This is a genomic window from Intrasporangium zincisolvens (assembly GCF_034724055.1).
GTDB classification, from domain to species: Bacteria; Actinomycetota; Actinomycetes; order Actinomycetales; family Dermatophilaceae; genus Monashia; species Monashia zincisolvens.
The window spans coordinates 344,277-367,421 of sequence record NZ_JAWIIL010000001.1 but is presented as its reverse complement, the minus strand read 5'-3'; the positions used below and the strand labels follow the sequence as shown (position 1 = coordinate 367,421).

Here is a 23,145-nt window from a genome sequence, read left to right as displayed (position 1 = left end):
CGCCGCGGAACCGACTGGTGCGATGCCCGGGATGCTCGGCCCCACCGGGGCGCCGACCGCTGCCATGCTGGGCCGATGGAGACGCTCTTCGAGGCGGCCGGGGGCGAGGACGGGATGCTGCGGCTCGCGCACGCGTGGCACGAGCGGGTCCTCGCCGACGACGTCGTGGCGCACGCCTTCAGCCACGGCTTCAAGGACGACCACACGCCGCGCCTCGCCGCCTACTGGACCGAGGCGCTCGGTGGCCCGCCGGCCTACAGCGACCGGTACGGCGACGAGTCGTACGTCGTGCGGCTGCACAGCGGCAACGGGCCGCACGAGGAGATGGACCGGCGGGCCATCGCCTGCTTCGACACAGCCCTCGACGACGTCGGGCTCACGGACGAGCGCCTGCGCACCGCCCTGCACGACTACTTCGCGTGGACCACGACGACGACGATGTCGCGCTACCACCACTCCGCCGACGACGTGCCGGACGGCCTGGCCCTGCCCCGGTGGTCGTGGGACGGGCTCCAGTCCTGACGCGTCAGGCCGGCAACCGCTCGCCGGTGTCGAGGTCCAGGCCGAGTAGCCGTGCCCCGTTGCGCCACAGCACCTTCCGCATCCACTCGTCGCCGAGTCCCAGCCGGGCGAGCGCCTCGAGCTGGTGCGCGTACGGGTAGGGGATGCTCGGGAAGTCCGAACCGAGCACGACCCGGTCGCCGAGGGCCGCGAGCCGGTCGCGGTAGCCGGGCGGCATCGGCGCGAACGCCTCGGTGAAGTCGGTGGCGCACATCGTCGTGTCGAGGTGCACGTGCGGGTGGACCTCGGCGAGGTCGGCGAACGCGTCGTACTCGGGCATCCCGAGGTGGGCGACGACGAGCACGAGCTCGGGGTGCCGGGCGAGCACCGCGGCGACGGCGTCGGGGCCCGTGTGCCGGCCCCGGATCGGCGCCGACCCGGCGTGCACGACGACGGGCACCCGTGCCTCCTCCAGGGCGGCCCACGCCGGCGTCAGCCGGTCATCGTCCGGTGAGAAGCCGCCGACCTGCACGTGCAGCTTGAAGAGGCGCGCCCCGGACGCCAGGGCGTCGCCGACGTAGGCACCGACCCCGGGCTCGGGGTAGAACGTCGCGCAGTGCACGACCTCGGGCGCCCGGGCCGCGAACGCGGCGCTCCACTCGTTGAGCCACTGCGCCATGCCCGGCCGGTGCGCGTAGCTGAGGGCCGGCACGGCACGCAGTCCGAGCGTCCGCAGCGTCGCGAGCCGCTCCGGCACGCCGGCGCGGTAGGTGATCGGCCAGGGCCGGCCGTAGTGGTCCTCGGCGCCGTCGAAGTAGTCCCACACCTTGCGCTGCATCGCGTCGGGCAGGAAGTGGACGTGCACGTCGGCCAGACCGGGCAGCCCGAGCGCCTCGACGTAGCCGGGGACGTCGGCGTCGGTGGTCGGACCGGGCGTCGTGCGCTGGGAGGTCACGGCTCGCAGGCTATGCGACGCCCTCGCCCGGCACCGGCGGGGCTCGGGCACGTCTCGGGTCGGTCACGACGCTGGGAATCCGCTGGATGTCGGGTGAGACTCGGTGGATGAGAGCCCGACGCGCCGCCCCCGGCACGACCGTTGTGTCCGGCCTCGTCGCGGCCACCCTCGCCCTCTCGGCCTGCAGCGCCCCGTCCCCGGCGGGCGAGGCCGCACCGGGTTCGACGGGCACCGCCAGCGCGTCGGGCGCACCGGCGTCGACGGGCGCCGGCACCCCTGCCAGCCCGAGCAGCCCGAGCAGCCCAAGCACTCCGGCGGCCCCGGCCCCGACGACCACCCGCCCGGCCGCGCCGCCCGACCCGGCGTCGATCCCCGCACAGATCGCCGCCCGGTACGAGGGCGGCAACCTGCGGCTCGGCCGCGAGCGGGGCAGCACCGACGCGTACCGGCAGTACTACGCGACCTACGCGAGCAACGGCCTGACGATCAGCGGCCGCATCAACATCCCCCGCGGGGCCGGCCCGTTCCCCGCGGTCGTCCTCGCGCACGGCTACGTCGACCCGGCGGAGTACACGAACGGCGAGACGATGCTGCGCGAGCGCGACTTCCTGGCGCGGCAGGGCTACGTGACCCTGCACATCGACTACCGCAACCACGCCGAGTCCGACCGCGACCCGCGCAACGACGCCGACCTGCGCGCCGGCTACACGGCCGATGCGATCAACGCCGCCCTCGCCCTGAAGAAGGCCCGGGTCGTCGACCCCGACCGCATCGCGCTCATCGGCCGGTCCATGGGCGGCGGGGTCGTGTACTCGGCCCTCGTCGTGCGGCCTGGCCTGTTCCGGGCGGCGGTCGCCTACTCGCCGGTGAGCTCGGACACCGTGGACAACTTCGACCGGTGGGTACGTCGCGACGCCGACCGCTCCGGCGTGGCGCGCGCGGTCATCGCCCGGCTCGGCACGCCCGAGGCGCAGCCGGCGCGGTGGGCGACGACGAGCCCGCGCACCTACTTCTCGCGGATCACCGAGCCGCTGCTCATCCACCACGGCACCGCCGACGAGGACTGCCCGATCGCGTGGTCGGCCGAGACGGTCCGCGCGCTCAGGGCGGCCGGCAAGGACGTGACCTACGACGTCTACCCGGGCCAGCGGCACACGTTCACGTCGCAGTGGCCGCTGTCGATCCGGCGCACGACGGCCTTCCTCGACGCGCACCTGCGCTGACACGTGAGCCGCCGGCGGTGACCGTCCGACGGTCCGGACATGAGTACGGGGTGGGTCCGCATCCCCCTGCGGAACCCACCCCGTTCACATTCCCCCACCCCCCAAGGAGCCGGAACGATGTCCCCCCTGGCGCCGATCCCACCCCGGTCGGCACCCGGTTCGTTCCCTCCCCGTTGACCTCTACTTTTACGGACGAATCGCAAGCCGCACCCGGGGAACGGCTCAGAATTTCCGCAAGAGTCCTGCAAGATCGGACAAAGTTCGCGGATCGGCGCGATCGGTCGACGAATTCGCAAGCGGCACAGCAAGATTCACTGAGACGCATGGTTCGGATGAGACGTGTGTGACGCGTGTGGCTCGGGAGGTTCACCCTCCGCGACGCGTCATGACCCGGCGAGCGCGCCCATCGGGTCCCACGACGGCAGGACGACCGGCTCGGCGTCGAGTGCCGGGCGCAGGTCCTCGGGGAGGGCGTCCCGGCGCACGGCGATCTCGAACACGTGCTCGCCGAACCAGTTGTCGTTCATCGTCATGAAGCCCTTGTCGCCCTTCTCGGTGCCCCAGCTGTTCTCGACGCGCCAGCGCCGCGGCACGTCGTCGACGAGGTCGACGCCGGTGAACAGCATCGCGTGCGTCATGAGCGACTCGTGGTGCAGGAGTCGGTCGGCCTTGCCGAGGTCCGGCGTCGTGCCGTAGACGGCGGCGCGGTCGTAGAGGCCGGCGTCCCAGAGGCCGAGGTCGGCGTTGCTCATCTGGCCGGTGTCGCAGCCGAACCACACCGGCTCGCCGCCGGCGATCGCGCGCGACGCGAGGCTCTTCATGAGGTCGGTCTCGACGTTGAGGTAGGTGACCGGCGGCGCCCCGACGACGTTGCCGAGGTGCTCGACGGTGTACGTGCGCCCGTACGGGTTGGCCGGGCGCGGGTCGTTGACGAGGCAGACGTAGTCGGCGAGCGGCACGGTGACGTACGCGTCGGCGAACTCGAGCGGCGTCATGGTGCCCTCGCGGTGGAACCCCTTGTCGGAGTCCTTCCACTGCCAGAGGAACGACTCGGGCGGGGTCCCGAGGTGGATGGCGAGCAGGCGGTGCACGGTGCCGAGCACGTCCTCCTTGGCCTCGGCCAGCTCCTCGGCCAGCCCCTCGTTCAGCCCCTCGTTCAGGGCTCCGGCAGCGGCACGGGCGCGCAGGTCGCGCGCGGCCTGGCGCAGCACGGTGGCGAGGTCGCGGTTCAGCTGCCGGGTGTTGCTCGAGGACGCCGTCTCCGGCATCGCGCTCTTGGGCACGAGGCCGTGCTTGAGCACGAGGGCGACGAACATGTTCCACTGCCCACCGTCCTCGCTCGGCGTCGCGAGAAGGTGCGCGACGGTGCGGTCGTCGACGTCGCGGTCGGCCGTGGCGATGACCGACTCGAGCCAGTGGTTGGCCTTCTCGAGCTTGTCGAAGAAGAGCAGGTGGTTCTGGGAGAACTCGAAGTCCTTGACGCCGAGCTTCTTCGCCGCGCCGGCGCGCAGCAGGTTGGTGCCGGCGAAGAGCCAGCAGCGCCCGCTCTTCTCCTGCGACGTCGCGCCCCAGTCGTCGAGCAGGTGCGACACCGAGTGGTCGATGCTCGTCACCACGCGGCGGTCGAGGGCGACGTCGTCGACCTGCGTCTTCGTCACGGCGTTCTGCAGCAGCCGCGCGGTCGGGTCGGCGTCGAAGGCCTTGGCGAACCGCTCGAGGACGTCGGGGGCGAGGTCACGGGGCATGCGGACTCCTTCGGAAGGCTGGGTGCGGTGCGCTCGACACTACGCCCGGCACACGCGTCCACCGGCGGGAGTGGGGTGAGAAGGGACCACCGGTCGCAGCCTCAGCCGTCTCAGCCTCAACCGTCGAGCGGACGCTCCCAGAGCCGGGTCGTCGACTCGAGCCGGTCGTAGACCCACGGCTTCGTCTCACCGGTGGGCCGGTAGCCGAGGCGCTCCCAGAACGGGGCGGCCACCTCGGCGTTCGTGTCGACGACGGCGAGGCGCAGGGTGCCGACGTCGCCCCACTCGCGGGCCAGGCGCACCACCTCGTCGTGCATCGCTCGGCCCAGCCCCGCTCCGCGGCTCGCGCCGTCGACGACGAGCAGCCCGACGAACGCGGTGCCGGCCGCCGGGTAGCCGTGCAGCACGTCGGCGGCCGCGACGAGCCGCTCGCCGTCGAAGAGGCCGACGACGTGCTTGTCGGCAGGGTCGAAGTCGGGAGGGACCGCGGTCAGCGTCGAGTACCCGTCGCCCGGGCCGGGCGGGTAGCCGGTGACCCGTTCGGCGTAGCCGGGGTCGGTCTCGAGCAGGGCCTGGAGCAGGTCGTCGTCGCCGGGTCGGTCGAGGCCGCGCACGCTCCTGGTCATCCAGGGAGGCTAGCCGCGCCGACTGTGACTCCGGCTGGACCGCTGGTGTTCCACCGGACCGTCGGGGCCGAGCACTACGCTCGATCCGGGCGATCCCCGTCCGGATCGGAGGAGGACGTGCGCGACGAGACGAGCCCGACCTCCCGGGCGCTGCTCGCCCTCGAGCTGATCCAGGGCAGCCCCGGCATCTCCGCCGACCGCCTCGCCGACAAGCTCGAGGTGTCCGAGCGGGCAGCCCGCCGCTATGTCGGCATCCTCCGCGAGGCCGGCATCCCCATCGAGTCCGAGCGCGGGCCCTACGGCGGCTACCGCGTCGGGCGTGGCCTGCGCCTGCCGCCGCTCGTCTTCAGCGCCCCCGAGGCACTCGGTCTCGTCATGGCCGTCCTCGACGGGCACCACGAGGCCGGCGACCCGACCGACCCCGTCGGCAGCGCGCTCGGCAAGATCGTGCGGGCTCTGCCCGAGCCGATCGCCCGCCAGGCCGAGGCGGTGCGCCGCACCACGGCCCCGGCACCCGACCGCGCCGCCGTGCGTCCCGACCCCGGCACGACCAGCACCCTCGTCGGCGCCTGCGCGGACCGCCTCTGCGTGCGGCTGTCCTACCGGTCGGAGGCCGGCTCGGAGTGGGACATGGACGTCGAGCCGTGGGCCGTCGTCGTGCGCCACGGACGCTGGTACGTGCTGTGCCGGCGACGCCCGGGCGGCGAGGTCCGCACCTTCCGCGTCGACCGGGTCCGACGCGTCGAGGTGCTGCACGACCCGTTCAGCCCGCCCGCCGACCTCGAGCCGGTGGCGATGCTCGAGGAGCACCTCGCGGTCGGCTGGGAGTTCACGACCGAGGTCGTCGTCGAGGCGCCGCTGGAGAAGGTCAGGGCCGCCATGCCGCGCGGGCTCGGGCGGCTGGAGGCGGTGGACGCCGACCGCACGCGGCTGACCGGGTCGACGGGCAACCCGTTCTGGTACGCCGACCAGCTCGCCCGGCTCCCAGCGCGGTTCCACGTCGTGGACGGGCCCGAGCTGCGGGAGGCGGTCCGCGCGCTCGGCCGCCGGTTCCTCGACGCCGCCGACTGACGGGCTGTGCGCGCCGGCTGGCCGGTCCGGGCCGGTCAGTGGAAGGCGTAGCTGCCGGACTCGGGCCGCCAGCCCTCCGGCGGGTCCTCCCCCGTCCGCCCGTCGACAGCCTCGCGCAGCAGGTCGACGTGGCCGGTGTGGCGGCCGTACTCCTCGAGCAGGTCGAACAGGATCCGGCGGATGCTGACCGGCCCACCGTCCGGGCCCGTGGCATGGGCCGCCGCGTCGAGCCCGCCCTCCTCGATGGCGGCGTCGAAGCGCTGCCGCGAGCGCGCGACGGCCCCGTCGTAGAGGCCGTAGAGCCGGTCGGGGGTGTCGTCGGCGGCGGAGGCGAACTCCCAGTCGTCGTCCCCGTCCCAGCCGTTGCCGTCCCACACGGGGTCGAGCGGTGCGCCGTGCAGCCGGACCAGCGACTTGAAGTCCTCGTTCGCCGCCATGTGCTTGAGCAGGCCGCCGATCGTCAGGGTGGAGGCGCCGACGCGCTGCTGCAGCCCGGCGGAGTCGAGGCCGTCGGCCTTCCAGCGGAACGTCGTGCGCATGCGGTCGAGGGCGCCGAGGAGGTGCTCGAGGTCGGTGCCGGCGAAGGGCGGCTCCCACGGCCGCTCGGTGGGCGGTGTGTACGTCGTCATGCCGCCGACGCTAGGGCCGGTTCCGGACGAACGACGTCCGGAGCGGCTGACCTTCCGCCGACCCCGCCCTCGGATGCGGGCGCTCTCCGGACGCTCTGCATTGCTCCACCACGCGAGCCGGCGCGCCCACCGGCCCCCGGGCGCGCACCCTGGCTCACCTCGCGGAGCAATGCAGAGCGGCGAGGCGCGTCGGTGTGGATTCGCCTGTGTGGCAGGGTGGCCCATCGTGCCCAGCCTGATCCGCGGTCCCCGACGCCACCACCTGCCCGCTCGCGTCCTGGCGGTCTCCGCCCTGACGACCCTTCTGGCCGGGTGCGGGCTCCCCGCCCTGACGGCCACCTCGCCCGGGGCGCAGCCGCACGCGTCGACGACCGTCGGCGGCAGCGACCCGGGATCGGCCACGAGCTCGTCGGGCACGCCCGGCCCGTCGGGCACCGGCGGCACGACGCGCACGAGCACGGCGCTGACGACACCAGCCCAGGCCCGCGCCGCCCTCGCCCAGCTCGAGCGGCTGCCGGTCAAGGGCCGGGCGCCGAAGACCGGCTACGCGCGGGACCGCTTCGGCACCTCCTGGACCGACGACGTCGACGTCCCGGGCGGCCACAACGGCTGCGACACCCGCAACGACGTGCTCCGCCGCGACCTCACGGCCCAGCGACTCAAGTCCGGGACGCACGGCTGCGTCGTGCTCTCCGGGCGGCTCGCCGACCCCTACACCGGACGCGTCATCGCCTTCGAGCGCGGCGCCTCGACGTCGTCGAAGGTGCAGATCGACCACGTCGTCGCGCTCGGCGACGCGTGGGTCAAGGGCGCCCAGCAGCTGACGCCGGCCCAGCGAACCGCCCTGGCCAACGACCCGCTCAACCTCCTCGCCGTCGACGGCCCGACCAACAGCGCCAAGCGCGACTCCGACGCCGCGTCGTGGCTTCCGCCGAACCGCGCGTTCCGCTGCACCTACGTGGCGCGCCAGGTGGCGGTGAAGACCCGCTACCACCTGTGGGTCACCGCGGCCGAGAAGTCGCAGATGGCGCGACAGCTCGGGGCCTGCCGGTGAGCAGCGTCATCGCCGCGAGGAGGCACAGCACGGTGCCGCCGATCGCGGGCGCCGAGGCCCACGTGGCCGAGCCGATCCCGGCGTCCGACTGGAAACCGCCGCCCACCTCGAGCACGAGCAGGTAGGCGGCAGCCGACACGTTGGCCGCCGCCGCGAGCACCGCACCCAACGGCCGGCGGAGCCAGAGCAGGATGCCGGAGACGAGGAACGCGGGCGCGAGGACGCCGAGGTCGAGCGCATACACGAGGTGGATCGCCGACGGTGGCATGACGTCGGCGGGCAGCAGGCCAGTCAGGGCGAACCGGACGGAGAAGGTCCCCCACGCGACGAGCAGCCCGGCACCGAGCAGCGTCGTGAACGCCGCGACGACCCGCGCGGCCGGGCCGGTACGGATGCCGGCCGCCACCGCGTCGACCTCGAGGCTCGAGCCGAGCAGCACGAGCGCGTACGTCGACAACGAGAACGCGGCCACGTGCACGAGGAAGACGTCGCTGAACGCGGCCCCGAAGGCGTAGTACGCGTAGTTGTAGACCCCGTAGAAGAGCAGCCCGAGCCACACGGCGACCGACGCCGTCGAGGCCCGGGTCGCGCTGCGGTACAGGGCGACCGCGAGGGCGGGCACGACGACCGCGAGCGTCACGAGGTCGTTGCCCCGCAGTGCCGCCAGCGCCCACGGCTGCTCGGGGTAGAGCCCCGGGACGAGCAGGCCGAGGAGCGACTGCACGAGCATCAGGCCGAGCACCACGAGGGACAGGATGCGGGCCGCCGTGAGCCGCGGCCCGTCCCGCAGCAGGGCGGCTGCGGCCTCGGGTGGCGCCCCGGCGCTCCGGGTCCTGTCCTCGACCCGACCGGCGACGCGCTGGGCACCCATGACGACCGACCTCCTCGGCGACGAGGCCTGCGCTCCGGGCGACGCGTCCGGCGCGCTCCGCGCACGCCTCTCCCTCAACGCTAGCCGGGGGCAGGACGGCCGGCGGCGCCCTGTCGGCACCCTCACATCCGCACGCTCGGCCGGGTCGACTGTCGGTCCGGCCGCCTACGGTCGCCGGATGGACGAACCGCGAAGTGGTGGGCAGCGGCCGCGCGTCGTCGTCACGACGACGGCGAGCCTCGACGGCCGGATCACCACGTCGCGGGCCGAACGGCTCCTCGATCCGGGCGTCGCCGACCGCTGGCGCGCCGCGTGGCCGGATGACGTCGACGACCTCCACGAACAGCGTCGGGCCTGGATCGAGGAGCACGATGCCCCCACGGTGACGCTCGAGGGCAGCGGCACGTTCGTCGCGGACGACGTCGAGTCCCCATGGGCCGCAGCGAGTTCCCCGTCGGACGAGGCACTCTTCGCCGACCACCTCCCTCGCCGCGCTCCCCGGTGGTTCGTCGTCGTCGACGCCCGCGGCCGCGTCGACTGGACCTACTTCGGCGACGACACGACGGCCCTGCTCGTGCTCGTCTGCCGGTCGACGCCGCCCGGCTACCTCGCCCGGCTCCGCGAGGTCGGGGTCGGCTACCTCGTCGTCGGCGACGACCGCGTCGACCTCGCCCTGGCACTCGAGCGGCTCGGCGACACGCTCGGCGCGACGTGCGTCGTGTCCGACGGCGGCGGCGGCCTCAACGGGGCGCTGCTGCGCGCCGGACTCGTCGACGAGCTGCACGTCGTGACGTTCCCGGCGCTCGTCGGCGGCCTCGGCACGCCGACCTTCCTCGACGGCCCGCCGTTGCCGCCGGGCGGCGAGCCCACGCGCGTGCGGCCGCTCGGGGTCGTCACCGGCGCGGCAGGCAGCACGTGGGCCCGGTACGCCGTCGGTCCCGCTTGACGCGTCGTCTCCGACACCGCTGTGACACAGGCGGGCCCGGGGCGGCACAATGCCGGGCATGACCGACGCCGCGCGCGCCACGGAGGCGCGACAGCTCCTGCTCGACCAGACCGCCCGGACGGCGTCCGGATCGCTCGAGGACCCCGCCCTCGTCGCGGCCGTCGTCGGGGTCGAGCGGCTCGTCGTCGCCACCGGCTCGACGGACGAGCAGACGTTGCGCGACGCCCTCGAGGGCCGGCCCGTTCCCGGGTCGGACGCCGAGGCCGTGGCCACCCTCGTGGCGGAGGCCGAGCGGCACGTCCTCGCCGGCCTGGCGCGCCGCGAGTCGGGGCAGTCGGTGGATGCCGGCGTCATCAACCCCGACGCGGGCACGTACCGCATGACGACCGACGCGACGCTGCTGCGGGCTGCGGTCCGGGCGGCCCAGCGCTCGTTCGACGTCATGCCCTACTACCGGATCCGGTACGGCGAGAGAGGATCTCGCTTCGCGAGCAGCGACTCCGCGTGGCTCATCTCGCTCGCACCACTCAGTGCCGACCGGGCGACGCGCCAGGTGCTGTGGCTCTCCGGAGTGCTCGCCGGGCGCGGCATGCCGTGCTGGCTCATGGAGACCCACCTCGACGAGCTCATCACCGAGGTGCGGGCGGTCGCCGGCGACGCGGCGGTCGGCGCGCTTCCTGCGGCTCGCGACGCGGTCGCCGGAGCCCGCCGGGCGCACGTCGACGACGAGCTGCTCGACCAGGCCGACGCGTGGGCCGACGAGCTGCTCGGCGACTCGCTGCCGGTGCCCCGGACCGGGGCCCTCATGGCCGCCGCCGCGGCGGACACGCTCGCCGGGGTCACGCGCGATGACCACTCCCTCGTGGACTGGCTCACCGACCCGGTCCGCACGGCTCCGGAGGCCGCCACGGCCCTGCGCGAGCTGCGTCAGCGCATCCGCGACGCCGCACGTCCCTGACCCGGCCGACCCGCAGACCCGGACGACCCTGACGCTCCTGCGTCAGGCACGAGCGCCGCGATGCCGTCGAGGACGAGGTCGAGCCCCGGCTCGAACTCTCGCGCGAAGGTGTACCCCGGCGCGAGCACGACGTGCTCGGCGAACCACGCCATGTTCGGGTGGGCCCCCACGAGCTCGGCGAGCGGACCCACGCTGACGAGGTCGGCGGCCTCCGCGCCCGAGTCGAACGGCAGCGTCGTCTCCTGCAGGACGAAGCCGTAGACGAAGGCGTCGATGACCGCGTAGGCGTGCGCCACGTGCTCGGGCGTGAACCCCGCCGTGCGCAGGCAGGCGATGTTCGCGTCGTGGTAGGCGAGGGTGGCCGGCCCCGGCGCGCGTCGTGACTCCATGAGCGGCAGCGCCCACGGGTGCCGCGACAGCACTTGACGTACCGACACCGAGCGGCGCCGCAGCTCGGCGCGCCAGTCGCCCGACGCGTCGGGCAGCACCACCTCGTCGTAGACCCTGTCGACCATCGCGTCCAGGAGCGCGTCCTTGTTCGCGACGTGGTGGTAGAGCGACATCGCCTCGACGCCGAGTTCGCCGGCGAGTCCGCGCATCGTCAGGCGCCCGATGCCCTCGGCGTCGGCCATGGCGACCGCGGCGTCGAGGACACCCTCGCGGGTCAGCTTGCGCGGGGGCATCGGGTCTCCTGGGGGTTGTCTGCCTTACGGCGTAATGCTAGCGTCGTCTTAAACCTTACGCCGTAAGAGAGTGAGCCTCCGCCATGAACCCCTCGACCCACACCCCTTCCCCCACCCCGCCCCCGACCGGGCCCGCGGCCTCGTCCCCCGCCGGCACCCCATCCCCGAGTCCGGCGCCGCTGCCGACCCGGATGCGGGCCGCGACCCGCCGCGCGTACGGCGGCGTCGACGAGGTCCGGGTCGAGCCCGTCGACCGCCGTGACCCCGGGCCGGGCGAGGTGCTCGTCGCGGTCCGGGCCGCCGGGCTCGACCGCGGCGCCCTGCACCTGCTCACCGGCACCCCGTACGCCGCCCGCGCGGCCTTCGGGCTGCGGCGACCGCGCCAGCCGGTCCTCGGCTTCGAGCTGGCCGGCGAGGTCGTCGCCCTCGGGCCCGACGTCACCGGGTTCGCCGTCGGCGACCGGGTCTTCGGCACCGCGCCGGGCTCCTTCGCCGAGTACGCCGTGGCGCGCGCCGACCAGCTGACCCCGACCCCGGCGTCGGTGGACGACGTCCAGGCCGCGACGCTGAGCATCTCCGGTGGCACGGCGCTCGAGGCGGTGCAGCGCTACGCGCACGTCGAGGCAGGACAGCGGGTCCTCCTCCTCGGCGCATCGGGTGGGGTCGGCACCTTCGCGGTCCAGATGGCGACGCACCTCGGCGCCGAGGTGACCGCGGTGTGCAGCGCCGGCAAGGCCGACCTGGTGCGCGGCCTCGGCGCGCAGCACGTCGCCGACTACCGCACGACGTCGGTCGCCGACCTCGACGGCCCCTTCGACGCCGTCGTCGACATCGCGGGCAACCGCCCGGTGCGCAAGCTGCGCCGGGTGCTGACGCCGTCCGGGTCGCTCGTCATCGTCGGCGGCGAGGGTGGCGGGAGGTGGCTCGGCGGCCTGCACCGCAACCTCGCCGTCAGCATCCTCGACCCGTTCTCGCGCCAGCACCTGTCGTGGTTCGTCACCAGGCAGTCGGGCGGGCTGTCCGCCCGGGTCGGCGAGCTGGCTGCCACGGGTGCCGTCCGTCCGGTCCTCGACCGGGTCGTCGGCCTCGAGGGCGTGGCCGATGCCCTCTCCGACATGGAGCGCGGCAACCTCCGCGGCAAGGTCGTCGTCCGACCCTGACCGGCCTCGGGCCTTCGAGTCAGGACTGCGAGTCAGGACTGCGAGTCAGGACTGCGCGACCGCCAGCGGGCCAGGCCCAGCCCGGCGAGCGCCGTCGTCGAGAGCGCGGCGAGCAGCACCGGCAGCCAGCCGGGGGCGTCGAGCCCACCGCCGACGACGGCGTAGAGCACGGCCCCGGGCGCTAGGCCGATCGCGCTGCCGACGACGAACGCGACGCGCGGCACGGCCAGCGCGCCGCTGCCGTAGTTGAGCATCCAGAAGGGCAGCACCGGCAGGAGCCGCAACGACACCATGCCCGCGAGCCGCTCCGCGCGGGCGCCGGCCGACTGCTCGCCGGCGGCGCGGGCCACGGCCGCCTCAGCCCGCCCCACGACCCGGTCGACGCGTCCGCCGGGGCGGCGAGACCGCGCTGCGAGCCGGGCGAGCTCGTAGCTGCCCATCGACGCGAGGACCGCAGCGGCCCAGGCCAGCACGAACCCGGCCCACGGACCGAAGGCCGACCCGGCGAGGAGCGTCAGGACGGTCCGGGGCACGCCGAGCATTGTCGCGGCGACGAAGACGGCCAGGAAGAGGACGCCGAAGGCCGCGGGCGAGGCCGGAGCGAGCGACAGCAGCACGGCGTGCACCCACGCCGCCGCCGCGTGCACCGACGCGCTCACCTCCACCCGCTCACCTCCATGTGGACAGCATGGGACCCGACCCCGGGCCGCGCCAAAACGGCCCCGATCGAGGGCTCGCCCGCGACGCGTCCACAACGAATCCGCACCCCCTCCGGAAACTCGTGCGAAAGAGGGCTTGACCTTGACGCTGCGTCAGGGTTGGACGCTCATCCCATGACCACGAAAACCGCCATCGAGATCGTCGGGCTCCGGCAGTCCTACGACGACAACGCTGTGCTGAAGGGCGTCGACCTGCGCGTCCCCTCCGGCACGATCTACGCCCTGCTCGGCTCCAACGGCGCCGGCAAGACCACGATGGTCCGGATCCTGTCGACCCTGCTGCGGCCCGACTCCGGCACCGTCACCGTCCACGGCCACGACGTCGTCACCGCGCCGCACGAGGTCCGTTCGGCGATCAGCCTGACGGGCCAGTTCGCCGCCGTCGACGAGATCCTCACCGGCCGCGAGAACCTCGTCCTCGTCGCCGAGCTGCGACGCATCCCCGACCCGGGCTCCGTCGCGGACGCGCTCCTCACCCGCTTCGACCTCACCGAGGCCGGGGCCCGACGCGTCGGCACCTACTCGGGAGGCATGCGGCGCCGCCTCGACATCGCGATGAGCCTCATCGGCGAGCCGGCCGTGCTCTTCCTCGACGAGCCGACGACGGGCCTCGACCCGCAGTCGCGGATCGAGGTGTGGAAGACCGTGCGCGAGCTCGCCGGCCGCGGCACCACGGTGCTGCTGACGACCCAGTACCTCGACGAGGCCGAGCAGCTCGCCGACCGCATCGCGATCCTGCACGACGGCCGGATCATCGCCGAGGGCACCCTCGCCGAGCTCAAGGCCCTCCTGCCCCCGGCCACCGTCGAGTACGTCGAGAAGCAGCCGACCCTCGAGGAGATCTTCCTCGCGATCGTCGGCCCGGCCCGCACCGCAGACCAGCCCACCCCCGGCAGCCACGACCTGCCCGACACCCAGGGAGCCCACCGATGACCATCCACGCCGCCTCCCCCACCGCACCTCACACGCTGGGCGACACCGTCAGTGACACCGTCGTGCTGACCCGGCGGTCGCTGCGGCACGTCCTGCGCAGCCCCGACACCATCATCACGACGGCGATCACCCCGATCGCGATGCTCCTGCTCTTCGTCTACGTCTTCGGTGGTGCCATCGACGTCGGCGGCGCGAGCTACGTCGACTACCTGCTGCCCGGCATCCTGCTCATCACGGTGGCGTCGGGGGTCGCCTACACGGCCTTCCGCCTCTTCACCGACGTCTCGACCGGCATCGTCGAGCGGTTCCAGTCGATGCCGATCGCCCGGTCGGCGCTGCTCTGGGGCCACGTGCTCACCTCGGTCGTGGCCAACCTCGTGTCGCTGGCGCTCGTCGTCGCGGTGGCGCTGGCCATGGGTTTCCGGTCGAGCGCCGGCCTCGGCGCCTGGCTGGTCGTCGTCGGCATCCTCGTGCTGTTCACGCTGGCGCTGACGTGGCTGGCCGTCATCCCCGGCCTCACCGCGAAGTCGGTCGACGGCGTCAGCGGGTTCTCGTACCCGCTGATCTTCCTGCCCTTCATCAGCTCGGCGTTCGTGCCGACGGAGGGGATGCCGGGCCCGGTGCAGTGGTTCGCCGAGCACCAGCCGGTCACCTCGATCGTCGACACGATCCGCAACCTGCTCGCCGAACGGCCCGTCGGGAGCACCGGCTGGGTCGCCCTCGCCTGGTGCGTCGGCCTCCTCGTCGTCGCCTACGTCCTCGCGATGCGCACCTACCGGCGCAAGGTCGGCTGACCCGCCGGCCATCACCCCCACCGCGCGTCCGACGTCGCCACCCACCACCCGATCGGGAGAATGAGCCCATGCTGACGATCAGCCAGCTCGCGGCGTACGCCGGAGTCACGGTGCGCACGGTCCGCCACTACCACGCCAAGGGCCTGCTGCCCGAGCCCGAGCGCGACCGCTCCGGCTACCGGCGCTACGACGCCGCGGCCGTGGTCGAGCTGGTCCGGATCCGCACGCTCGCCGACGCCGGGGTGCCGCTCTCGCGGGTCAGCGAGCTGCTCGACGCGGGTGAGGTCGAGTTCGCGGCGGCGGTCGAGCAGATCGACCGCCGCCTCCGGGCCGAGATCCGTGAGCGGCAGCGGCACCGGGAGCGGATCGCCCAGCTCGCGGCCGGCGACAGCCTGGCGCTGCCCCCGGCGGCGGTCGCCTACGTCGAGCGGATGCGCGAGCTCGGGTTCCCGGAGCGGCTCATCGAGGTCGAGCGCGACAGCTGGATCCTCATCGCCGCCCAGATCCCCGACCAGGTGTCGGCGCTCATGGAGATCAAGCACACCCAGATCGAGCACCCGGTCCTGCGCCGGCTGTACCTCGACCTCGGCGACCTCGTCGACGCCGGCCCCGACGACCCGCGCCTGCCGGCGCTCGCCGACCGCGTCGCGGCGTTCATCGAGGCCGCGTCCGCGGAGGCCGTCGAGTCAGGGCGCAGCGACGAGGACTACCCGATCAGCCCGGACCTCATCGAGCTGCTCGACACGACGTTCCTCGAGTCGTTCGCGTGCGCAGGTCGCCTGCTCGAGCTGCTCGAGGAGCGCGGCTGGACCGGCTGGACCGACATCCGGCGCATCGAGCCCGTCCACTGATCGTGCTGACGACGGGACGCTGAGGACTTGACGCTGATGTCCAAGCCCCATGCGTCGGGCGGCCTTGCGGCTCAGGCGAGGTCGAGGACACCGGGGTAGTCGGTCCACAGCTCGAGCGAGGCCCGCTCCGGATAGTCGGCGACACGCGGCTCGACGTCGAACACCCGGGTCGCACCGGCGTCGAAGGTGGGCCACCCGGGGTCGCCGGTCGTCGCGAAGTCGACCCACGCCCGGCGCATCTGCGCCGACAGCGACTCCGCCTCGGCGCCCGGCTCGCCGATGAGCATCGCCGGTTGCCCCAGCGTCAGGTTGCCGAACACGAGCGGCACGTCGAGGCCGTGACAGGCGCCGAGGGCACCGCCCATCCCCGGCGCCGGCCACGTCAGCTCGTAGACGTGGGCGTCACCATCGGCCGCGAGCTGCGCCCGTGCGAGCAGCACCGACGGCATCCGGAAGAGCCAGTCGGAGCGGACGACCTCGTAGAGGGCGTCGGGGTCGGCGAACCGCTCGCGGTAGGCCTCCGGGTCGGGGGCGAAGACCTCCGCGGCCTCGGCAGCCATGGCCGGGGTGACCTGGCCGAGCACCCCGGTGAGCAGTGACAGCAGCCGCTGCTCGTCGCGGGTGTGCCCGACCAGCAAGGGGATTCGTCCGGTGAGGCCCTCCCAGGGCGTGGTCGGCAGCACGTCGCCGTCGACGACCGGGGCGACGGGGACCCGCGCTCGCGCGGCCCGGCCCCAGCGGTCGGCGTACTGGTCGACGCGCTCCAGGACGGCATCCAGGGCGAGGGGGAGCAGGTCGGCGTCGACGCCCGGCAGGTCGGCGGGCGCGACGCCGAGCTCGGCCGCGCACACGCGGGCGACGTCGGTGGCGAGCGCCGGCGTGAAGAAGGTGCCGGGCACGCTCTGCGCGATCGCGCGCCGGAAGAGTCCCTGCGCCCGTGGCATCGCGAGGAGCGCGGCGACCGACCCACCCCCGGCGGACTGCCCGAAGACCGTGACGCGGGTCGGGTCGCCGCCGAAGGCCCCGATCGCGTCGCGCACCCATTCGAGCGCCGCCACCTGGTCGAGCAGGCCACGGTTGGCCGGAGTGCCCTCGACGAGGCCGAACCCCTCGAGCCCGACCCGGTAGTTGAAGGTCACGACGACGACGCCGTCGCGGACCAGGACGGGGCCGTCGTACTCCGGCAGGCCCGAGGTGCCGAACAGGTAGGCGCCACCCTGGACCCACACCATGACCGGAAGCCGGCCGGCGAGGTCGGGCGACCAGACATTGGCCGTCAGCCAGCCCGGATCGGGCGACGCGGCACCGGTGGCCCCGGCGGCGCCATCGCCACTGATGGCACTGGTCGGGGCGGCGGGGCCGGACTGCGGTGGCGCAGGCCCGAAGGCCGAGGCGTCGCGCACCCCGCTCCAGCCGCGCACCGGCCGCGGCGGCCCGAACCGCTCGGGCAGGCTCGCGAACGGGACGCCGCGGAACACCGCGAGCCCAGCCTCCTGCACACCGCGCACCACACCGCCCGGCACCTCGACCTGTACATCGACGCCCACCCCACGATGATCGCCGGACCCCGCGGGCGGCACGAGCCCTTTTCCGAGCGCCCGACCCGGCGCCCCCGTCCGCCCCCTACGCCCCGTACGCCGCGCCGCCCTCGTCAGCCGACGGCGACCGAGGTCGCGCCGCCGACCCGTGCCGCGTCGGTCGGCGGGGCAGCCGGAGCAGGCCGGGTGTCGAAGCCGCGGAACGAGCGGAACAGCAACGGGCAGAGCGAGGCCGCGAGGTAGGCGAACCCGATGACCCAGAGCCCGGCCTCGAGGCCGAGACCGCTCGCGAGCAGACCGCCGAGCACGCCGCCCAGCGGCATGAGCGACCAGCACAGGGCCGAGTTGAGCGAGGACACCCGCCCGGTCAGGTGCGGCGGGATCCGCTCGTAGACGACCGCGCCGAGGATGGGGTTGAGGAAGCCGGACGCGAACCCCGACGCGGCGAAGACGAGCAGGCAGGCCCAGAGCGGCGCCCCGAGCGCGAGCACGACGAACCGCGGGAGTCCCGACACGAGGAAGGCGACGAGGTAGGTGCGGTAGCGCGGCAGGCGGGCACCGAACCGAGCCGCGAGGAGCGCGCTGAGGATCGACGCGGCGGACATGCCCGCGAGGAGCGTGCCGATCCCGGTGGCGCCGGCCCCGCTCTGCTGGCCCCAGGCGGGCAGGAGCACCGAGGTCCACGCGATGTCGAGCAGGTTGGTCGTGGCGACCATGGCGCAGAGCGCGACGAGCACCCGGTCGCGGCGCAGGAACTGCCAGCCCTCGCGCAGCTGCCGCAGGTACGTGGCGACGGGCGCGGTCGTCGCGCCCGCCGTCGACCCGTCCGGCCTCGTCGACGTGTCGGGCATGGTCGACGCGTCGGGCGTCACCGACGCGTCGGGCGTCACCGACGCGCGGGGCACCCGCTGCAGGGCGCCGGTCGTCGCGAGGACGACCGCGGCGCACACCGCGAACGACACTGCGTCGACGAAGAGGGCGCCCACCGCGCCGAAGAGGCCGACGAGCACGCCGGCGAGGGCGGCGCCGGCCATCGACGCGGTCCGCTCGATGGCGCCGTGCAGCCCGGTGACCCGCTCGAGCGGCACGTCCGCGACCGACGCAACGCCCGGGACCATCGCGCTCTTGGCGCCGTCGCCCGGTCCGCGCAGGGCACCCGCCACCCCGACGAGCACGAGCAGGACCGGCAGCTCGAGCCGGCCGGCCAGGTGCAGCAGCGGGATCGCCGCGACGGCCAGGGCCGAGGCCGCGTCGCACCAGACGGCGACCGTCTGCGGGCCGTGGCGGTCGGTGAAGGGGCCTCCGAGGACCTTGAAGAGCACGAGCGGCGCCATCTCGACGGCCGCGACGAGGCCGGTCTGGGTGACCGACCCGGTCGTCGTGAGGACGAACCACGGCAGGGCGATCATCGAGATCCGCGTGCCGACGAGCGAGATCGCCTCAGCCGTGAGCAGCCCGTAGAGCGGGGTGCGGCTCATCGCGCCTCACCTCCGAGGAGGCCGTCGCCGGCGTCCGGGTGCAGGTAGGCGTTGACGTTGACCGTGTAGGGCAGCGCGTCCGGGGTGTCCGCGTCGGCCTCGGCGAAGCCCGCCAGGAGGGCCACCATCGCGTCGCGCAGCTCGCCGGCGCGTGCGGGCGTCAGCCGCAGCACCCAGTCGCTGAAGGTGGCCGCCTCGCGCCACGCCTGGGGCAGCCGGCGCTGCTGCATGACCGCCCGCTGGAGCAGCTCGGCGTGCGTCGTCGCGACCGCCTGCAGGTAGGCGTCGCGGGCGTCGAGGTCGGCCGGGGCGACCCCAGCCTCCCCACGGGGCGTGCGGGTGGACGCGTGCACCGCGCGCCACCAGCGCTCGCGGCCGTTGCCGCGCTCGGCGTCCTCCTCGATGAAGCCGTGCCGGGCCAGCTGGCGCAGGTGGTAGGACGTCGCCCCCGTGTTGAGGCCGAGGCGGCGCCCGAGGCCGGACGCGGTGTCCGGTCCGTCGACCCGGAGCATGCCGAGCATCCGGAGGCGAACGGGGTGCGCCAGCGCGCGCAGGGCCTCAGGGCCCGGGGTGACGAACGATTCGCTCATGGGACGAGAGTAGACCGCAAAGGAATCTTTGCAAAGAGTTCTTTGCGATTGGTTCGTCCCATTCCTCCACAGTCGTCCCAGCAGTTTGGGTCGGTCTCGGGGAACGCGCGGCGCGTCCACGGCCGTTTCCCGAGGCGGTTCGTACCGTCGAGAAAATGGACCGCCGCACGTTCCTGGCCTCCCTCGCCGCCGCCGTCGCCACCGGACTCGCCGGCTGCGGCACCGAGCCGTCGCCGGACGCCACCCCTTCTCCGACCGGCACCGCGGCCCTGTTCACCGCGCCGAAGGGGCTGCGGAAGGTGCCACTGCCGCACGGGACGCTCTTCCAGCTCCCCGACCAAGGACGCACCGTCGCGCTGACGGTCGACGACGGCACCAGCTCCGCGGTCATCGAGGGCTACGCGACGCTGGCCCGCGACACCGGCCTGCGGCTCACGTTCTTCTGCAACGGCGTCAACTCCGGCTGGACCACCCACGCCGACCTGCTGCGCCCGCTCCACGACGACAACCAGATCTTCCTCGCCAACCACACGTGGTCGCACCCGAACCTGCTGCACCTTTCGCCGGCCCGGGTCGCCCGCCAGGTCCGCCGCAACGAGGCCTTCCTCGAGAACACGTACGGCACGCTCGGACGGCCCTTCATGCGTCCGCCCTACGGCGCCCACGACGAGGCCCTCGACGCCCAGCTCGCCGACCTCGGCTACCCCGCGGTGACGATGTGGCTCGGGGATCTCGGTGACTCCTCGGTCGTGGCGCCGCAGCGGATCGTCGCCAACGCCAAGGAGTGGCTGCGGCCGGGCCACATCGTCATCGGGCACGCCAACCACCGGCCGGTCACCAAGGTGTACGGCCAGCTCGTCGAGATCATCCGGGCCCGTTCCCTGCAACCGGTGCACCTCGGCGACATCTTCGAGGTCTGAGCGCCTCTCCGCGCAACCGCGCGAGTCCGGTAGGACGGCGGGCGGGCCCCGGTACCGGCTCAGCCGACCCCTGCCAGCCGGTTCGCGACTTCGATGGCGTGGTCGATCGGGATGGCATAACCGGCCTCGGTGGCACCCGTGCGCCGGTTCGTCGCCGCGGCCGTGTCCATGCCGACGACCAGGCCGGACGCGTCGAGCAGCGGTCCGCCGGAGTCGCCGGGCTGGACGTCGGCGCTCGTCTCGATGAGGCCGGTGATGCGCTCGGCCCGAGTGGCGCCCACGTCGCGGGCGGTGATCGCCTGGCCCAGCGCCGTGACGGTGCCCACGGCTGCCGAGGTGCCGGGAGCGTTGCCGGCGTTGCCGACGCCCGTCACCGTCTGCCCCACCGCGACCGTGCTCGAGTCGCCGAGGGGAGCCGTCCGCAGACCACCGGCGTTCTCGAGCTGGAGCACCGCCGCGTCGTCGGTCGGGCTGTCGCCGATGACCCTCGCGGGGTAGCGCCGTCCGGTGGCCAGGTCGACGACCGCGATCGACGCAGCCCCCGCGATGACGTGGTCGTTGGTGAGGACGCGACCCGAGGCCGTCAGGACGATGCCGGTGCCGGCACCCTCCTCGCGCCCGTGGTCCAGGGACGTGAGGACGTTGACCACGCCGATCGTCTGGGTTCCGGTCGCCCGGGTCGCGGGGCGCACCGGAGCGGCGGACGTCGCCGACCCTCCCGGGCCACTACCCGAACCGCCGCCCGAAACCCCTCCGTTCGAAGCAGACCCGCCGCTTCCCGCGCCGAACCCTCCGTGGCCGTGGCGCCACCAGCCGTGCCCGGATCCGGGTCCGCCGTTCGCCACCCCGGGGCTCCCGTACGGGTCGACCGATGCGGCCCGACCGGCGACGGTCGCCGTCGGCGACGCGGCGTGGACCAGCAGCGTGGCCGCGCCGCAGGCGGAGAGGGCCGCCACCGCCCCGACGGTGGCGAGCCGGGTGAGTCCGCGAGGGTGATGAGCAACCATGACGCGTCCTGGGGTGAGCGACACGAAGGTGTGTCACGAGGTCTGTCACCACCAGCGGACGCCCGTTTCCCGTGACTGCGCTTCCGGTTGGGTGTGGGCCGGCTGTGCGAACGGTCCGGTCGTCCCGCGTGCGGGCCGACGCGATGCTGCGGCCGACGCGTCAGAAGTTCGAGGCCATGTTCTGGAAGCGGCTGAAGTGACCCTGGAAGGCGACGACGATCGTGTCGGTCGGTCCGTTTCGGTGCTTGGCCACGATGAGGTCGGCCTCGCCCTCGCGGGGACTGTCGCGCTCGTAGGCGGCCTCGCGGTGCAGCAGGATGACCATGTCGGCGTCCTGCTCGATGGAGCCGGACTCACGCAGGTCGCTCATCGCGGGCTTCTTGTCGGTGCGCTGCTCGGGACCACGGTTCAGCTGGCTGATGGCGATGACCGGCACCTCGAGCTCCTTGGCGAGCAGCTTGAGCGCACGCGAGAACTCCGAGACCTCCTGCTGGCGGGACTCGACGCGCTTGCCGCTCGACATGAGCTGGAGGTAGTCGATGACGACGAGCTTGAGGTTGTGGCGCTGCTTGAGCCGGCGGCACTTGGCGCGGATCTCCATGAGCGACATGTTCGGCGAGTCGTCGATGAACAGGGGCGCGTCGGAGACGCGGCCCATCGTCGAGGCGAGACGGGTCCAGTCCTCCTCGCGCATCGTGCCCTTGCGCATGTGCTGCAGCTGGATGCCGGCCTCGGCCGAGAGCATGCGCATCGTGATCTCGGTGCGGCTCATCTCGAGGCTGAAGACGACCGAGGCCATCTTGTGCTTGATGGCGGCCGACCGGACGATGTCGAGGCCGATGGTCGACTTGCCCATCGCCGGTCGGGCGGCGATGACGATCATCTGGCCCGGGTGCAGGCCGTTGGTCAGGGCGTCGAAGTCGGTGAAGCCGGTGGGCACGCCGGTCATCTCGCCGGAGCGGCCGGAGGCGACCTCGATCTCGTCGACGGTGGCCTCGATGACGTCACCGATGGCGTGGTAGTCCTCGCCGCCGCGCTTGTCGGCGACGGCGTAGACCTCGGCCTGTGCTGCGTTGACGATGTCCTCGACGTCGCCGCCGCCCTGGGCGTAGCCGAGCTGGACGATGCGGGTGCCGGCCTCGACGAGACGGCGCAGCACGGCGCGCTCGGCGACGATCTGGGCGTAGTAGCCGGCGTTGGCGGCCGTGGGCACCGAGGCGATGAGCTGGTGCAGGTAGGCCTGGCCGCCGACGCGGGTGAGGTCACCGCGCTTGGTCAGCTCGTCGCTGACGGTGATGGCGTCGGCGGGCTCGCCGCGACCGTAGAGGTCGAGGATGGCGTCGTAGATGAGCTCGTGCGCGGGGCGGTAGAAGTCGGTGCCCTTGAGCTGCTCGACACAGTCGGCGATGGCGTCCTTCGACAGCAGCATGCCGCCGAGGACCGACTGCTCGGCGCCGACGTCCTGCGGCGGGAGGCGGTCGTCGGGCGGCCCGCCCTCACGCGCCGACGACGCGAACGCGCTGGTGCTCAGCTCGTCGAGCGACACGAACTCACCTTCCCCTGACTTGCTGGGCGACTCACTGGACCCTCCGCCCGAGGGAGGTCCCTCGGGCGCACTGCGGACGAACTACGTCGGTGCAACTCAGTAGACACCCGTCCACCGACAGGCTTCGACAGGCCCCCCAGGCGCACAGGTCCGACCTGCCGATCCGCGTGAGCCGTGCCGCCCTCCCCGAGCGCACCGACACACCGTAGGGCGGGCCCACCGCGACCTTCAACCTCAGGGCCCCCGCGGCGCGAAACGCCTGTGGACAACCGGTGGACAGCGGGCCGCGACACGCCGTCAACAAGTGTGGACAACGTGTGTGTACAACTGTGGGGACACGTTCGGGC

23 protein-coding genes are annotated in these 23,145 nt (G+C 73.6%); 11 read left to right on the top strand and 12 right to left on the bottom strand.

What is annotated here, in order from left to right; genetic code table 11:
- The first annotated feature begins 75 nt into the window (after positions 1–75).
- On the top strand, positions 76–522 hold the full coding sequence (locus RY076_RS01655) for a group II truncated hemoglobin (protein WP_323095662.1): 447 nt from the start codon (positions 76–78) through the stop codon (positions 520–522).
- Between the two features lie 4 nt (positions 523–526).
- On the opposite strand, the gene RY076_RS01650 is transcribed toward RY076_RS01655, so the two are convergent.
- Entirely contained in the window at positions 527–1,456 is a 930-nt protein-coding gene (locus tag RY076_RS01650; RefSeq protein WP_323095661.1) for an amidohydrolase family protein, read from the bottom strand.
- 107 nt (positions 1,457–1,563) lie between these two features.
- On the opposite strand from RY076_RS01650, the gene RY076_RS01645 reads away from it, so the two are divergent.
- Positions 1,564–2,679, top strand: a complete 1,116-nt coding sequence (locus tag RY076_RS01645; RefSeq protein WP_323095660.1) for an alpha/beta hydrolase family protein — start codon at positions 1,564–1,566, stop codon at positions 2,677–2,679.
- 383 nt (positions 2,680–3,062) lie between these two features.
- On the opposite strand, the gene RY076_RS01640 is transcribed toward RY076_RS01645, so the two are convergent.
- Positions 3,063–4,424 (bottom strand): C1 family peptidase, encoded by a 1,362-nt coding sequence (locus tag RY076_RS01640; protein ID WP_323095659.1) that lies wholly within the window; start codon positions 4,422–4,424, stop codon positions 3,063–3,065.
- 116 nt (positions 4,425–4,540) lie between these two features.
- Complete coding sequence (locus RY076_RS01635) at positions 4,541–5,050, bottom strand: GNAT family N-acetyltransferase (RefSeq protein ID WP_323095658.1); 510 nt, start codon at positions 5,048–5,050, stop codon at positions 4,541–4,543.
- A gap of 117 nt (positions 5,051–5,167) precedes the next feature.
- Between RY076_RS01635 and RY076_RS01630 the strand changes: the two genes are divergently transcribed.
- Complete coding sequence (locus RY076_RS01630; protein WP_323095657.1) at positions 5,168–6,121, top strand: helix-turn-helix transcriptional regulator; 954 nt, start codon at positions 5,168–5,170, stop codon at positions 6,119–6,121.
- 35 nt (positions 6,122–6,156) lie between these two features.
- Here the strand turns inward: RY076_RS01630 and RY076_RS01625 are convergent, their stop codons facing one another.
- Positions 6,157–6,750 carry a mycothiol transferase gene (locus tag RY076_RS01625; protein ID WP_323095656.1) on the bottom strand — a complete coding sequence of 198 codons (594 nt, stop codon included), beginning with the start codon at positions 6,748–6,750 and terminating at the stop codon, positions 6,157–6,159.
- 226 nt (positions 6,751–6,976) lie between these two features.
- Here RY076_RS01625 and RY076_RS01620 point away from each other — a divergent pair, with 226 nt between their 5' ends.
- Positions 6,977–7,804 (top strand): HNH endonuclease family protein, encoded by an 828-nt coding sequence (locus RY076_RS01620; protein WP_323095655.1) that lies wholly within the window; start codon positions 6,977–6,979, stop codon positions 7,802–7,804.
- On the opposite strand, the gene RY076_RS01615 is transcribed toward RY076_RS01620, so the two are convergent.
- On the bottom strand, positions 7,752–8,675 hold the full coding sequence (locus RY076_RS01615; RefSeq protein ID WP_323095654.1) for a hypothetical protein: 924 nt from the start codon (positions 8,673–8,675) through the stop codon (positions 7,752–7,754). The two genes, RY076_RS01620 and RY076_RS01615, sit on opposite strands and share 53 nt — an antisense overlap.
- 178 nt (positions 8,676–8,853) lie before the next feature.
- On the opposite strand from RY076_RS01615, the gene RY076_RS01610 reads away from it, so the two are divergent.
- Both RY076_RS01610 and RY076_RS01605 read left to right on the top strand, forming a co-directional pair.
- On the top strand, positions 8,854–9,621 hold the full coding sequence (locus RY076_RS01610) for a RibD family protein (protein ID WP_323095653.1): 768 nt from the start codon (positions 8,854–8,856) through the stop codon (positions 9,619–9,621).
- A 58-nt stretch (positions 9,622–9,679) separates the two neighbouring features.
- Positions 9,680–10,579, top strand: coding sequence for a hypothetical protein (locus tag RY076_RS01605; protein WP_323095652.1), 900 nt, complete (start codon positions 9,680–9,682; stop codon positions 10,577–10,579).
- Here the strand turns inward: RY076_RS01605 and RY076_RS01600 are convergent.
- Complete coding sequence (locus tag RY076_RS01600; RefSeq protein ID WP_323095651.1) at positions 10,549–11,262, bottom strand: TetR/AcrR family transcriptional regulator; 714 nt, start codon at positions 11,260–11,262, stop codon at positions 10,549–10,551. The genes RY076_RS01605 and RY076_RS01600 overlap by 31 nt on opposite strands.
- A gap of 83 nt (positions 11,263–11,345) precedes the next feature.
- On the opposite strand from RY076_RS01600, the gene RY076_RS01595 reads away from it, so the two are divergent.
- Complete coding sequence (locus RY076_RS01595) at positions 11,346–12,422, top strand: NAD(P)-dependent alcohol dehydrogenase (RefSeq protein ID WP_323095650.1); 1,077 nt, start codon at positions 11,346–11,348, stop codon at positions 12,420–12,422.
- A gap of 32 nt (positions 12,423–12,454) precedes the next feature.
- Here the strand turns inward: RY076_RS01595 and RY076_RS01590 are convergent, their stop codons facing one another.
- Positions 12,455–13,087: a TVP38/TMEM64 family protein gene (locus tag RY076_RS01590; protein ID WP_323095649.1), complete on the bottom strand. Its 633-nt coding sequence runs from the start codon at positions 13,085–13,087 to the stop codon at positions 12,455–12,457.
- A gap of 168 nt (positions 13,088–13,255) precedes the next feature.
- Here RY076_RS01590 and RY076_RS01585 point away from each other — a divergent pair, with 168 nt between their 5' ends.
- The 3 genes from RY076_RS01585 (at position 13,256) to RY076_RS01575 (ending at position 15,719) form a co-directional block, all read left to right on the top strand.
- Positions 13,256–14,074 (top strand): ABC transporter ATP-binding protein, encoded by an 819-nt coding sequence (locus tag RY076_RS01585; protein ID WP_323095648.1) that lies wholly within the window; start codon positions 13,256–13,258, stop codon positions 14,072–14,074.
- Positions 14,071–14,868 carry an ABC transporter permease gene (locus tag RY076_RS01580; protein WP_323095647.1) on the top strand — a complete coding sequence of 266 codons (798 nt, stop codon included), beginning with the start codon at positions 14,071–14,073 and terminating at the stop codon, positions 14,866–14,868. The genes RY076_RS01585 and RY076_RS01580 overlap by 4 nt, the downstream gene beginning before the upstream one ends.
- A gap of 68 nt (positions 14,869–14,936) precedes the next feature.
- A complete protein-coding gene (locus RY076_RS01575; protein ID WP_323095646.1) occupies positions 14,937–15,719 on the top strand; it encodes a MerR family transcriptional regulator in 783 nt (260 codons plus the stop codon).
- Positions 15,720–15,790: 71 nt separating this feature from the next.
- On the opposite strand, the gene RY076_RS01570 is transcribed toward RY076_RS01575, so the two are convergent.
- From RY076_RS01570 to RY076_RS01560, 3 genes are all read right to left on the bottom strand, one after another.
- Positions 15,791–17,266, bottom strand: coding sequence for a carboxylesterase/lipase family protein (locus RY076_RS01570; protein WP_323095644.1), 1,476 nt, complete (start codon positions 17,264–17,266; stop codon positions 15,791–15,793).
- Between the two features lie 104 nt (positions 17,267–17,370).
- Positions 17,371–18,735, bottom strand: coding sequence for an MFS transporter (locus tag RY076_RS01565; protein WP_323095642.1), 1,365 nt, complete (start codon positions 18,733–18,735; stop codon positions 17,371–17,373).
- The gene (locus RY076_RS01560; RefSeq protein WP_323095640.1) at positions 18,732–19,325 is read right to left on the bottom strand and encodes a helix-turn-helix domain-containing protein; all 594 of its coding nucleotides are present in this window, start codon (positions 19,323–19,325) and stop codon (positions 18,732–18,734) included. Before RY076_RS01560 ends, RY076_RS01565 begins: the two co-directional genes overlap by 4 nt.
- Before the next feature lie 155 nt (positions 19,326–19,480).
- Between RY076_RS01560 and RY076_RS01555 the strand changes: the two genes are divergently transcribed.
- Entirely contained in the window at positions 19,481–20,245 is a 765-nt protein-coding gene (locus RY076_RS01555) for a polysaccharide deacetylase family protein (protein ID WP_323095639.1), read from the top strand.
- Positions 20,246–20,304: 59 nt separating this feature from the next.
- Here RY076_RS01555 and RY076_RS01550 read toward each other — a convergent pair whose 3' ends face one another.
- The gene (locus RY076_RS01550) at positions 20,305–20,895 is read right to left on the bottom strand and encodes a S1C family serine protease (protein WP_323095638.1); all 591 of its coding nucleotides are present in this window, start codon (positions 20,893–20,895) and stop codon (positions 20,305–20,307) included.
- A 517-nt stretch (positions 20,896–21,412) separates the two neighbouring features.
- A complete protein-coding gene (gene dnaB / locus RY076_RS01545) occupies positions 21,413–22,798 on the bottom strand; it encodes a replicative DNA helicase (RefSeq protein WP_323095636.1) in 1,386 nt (461 codons plus the stop codon).
- Positions 22,799–23,145 lie beyond the last annotated feature (347 nt).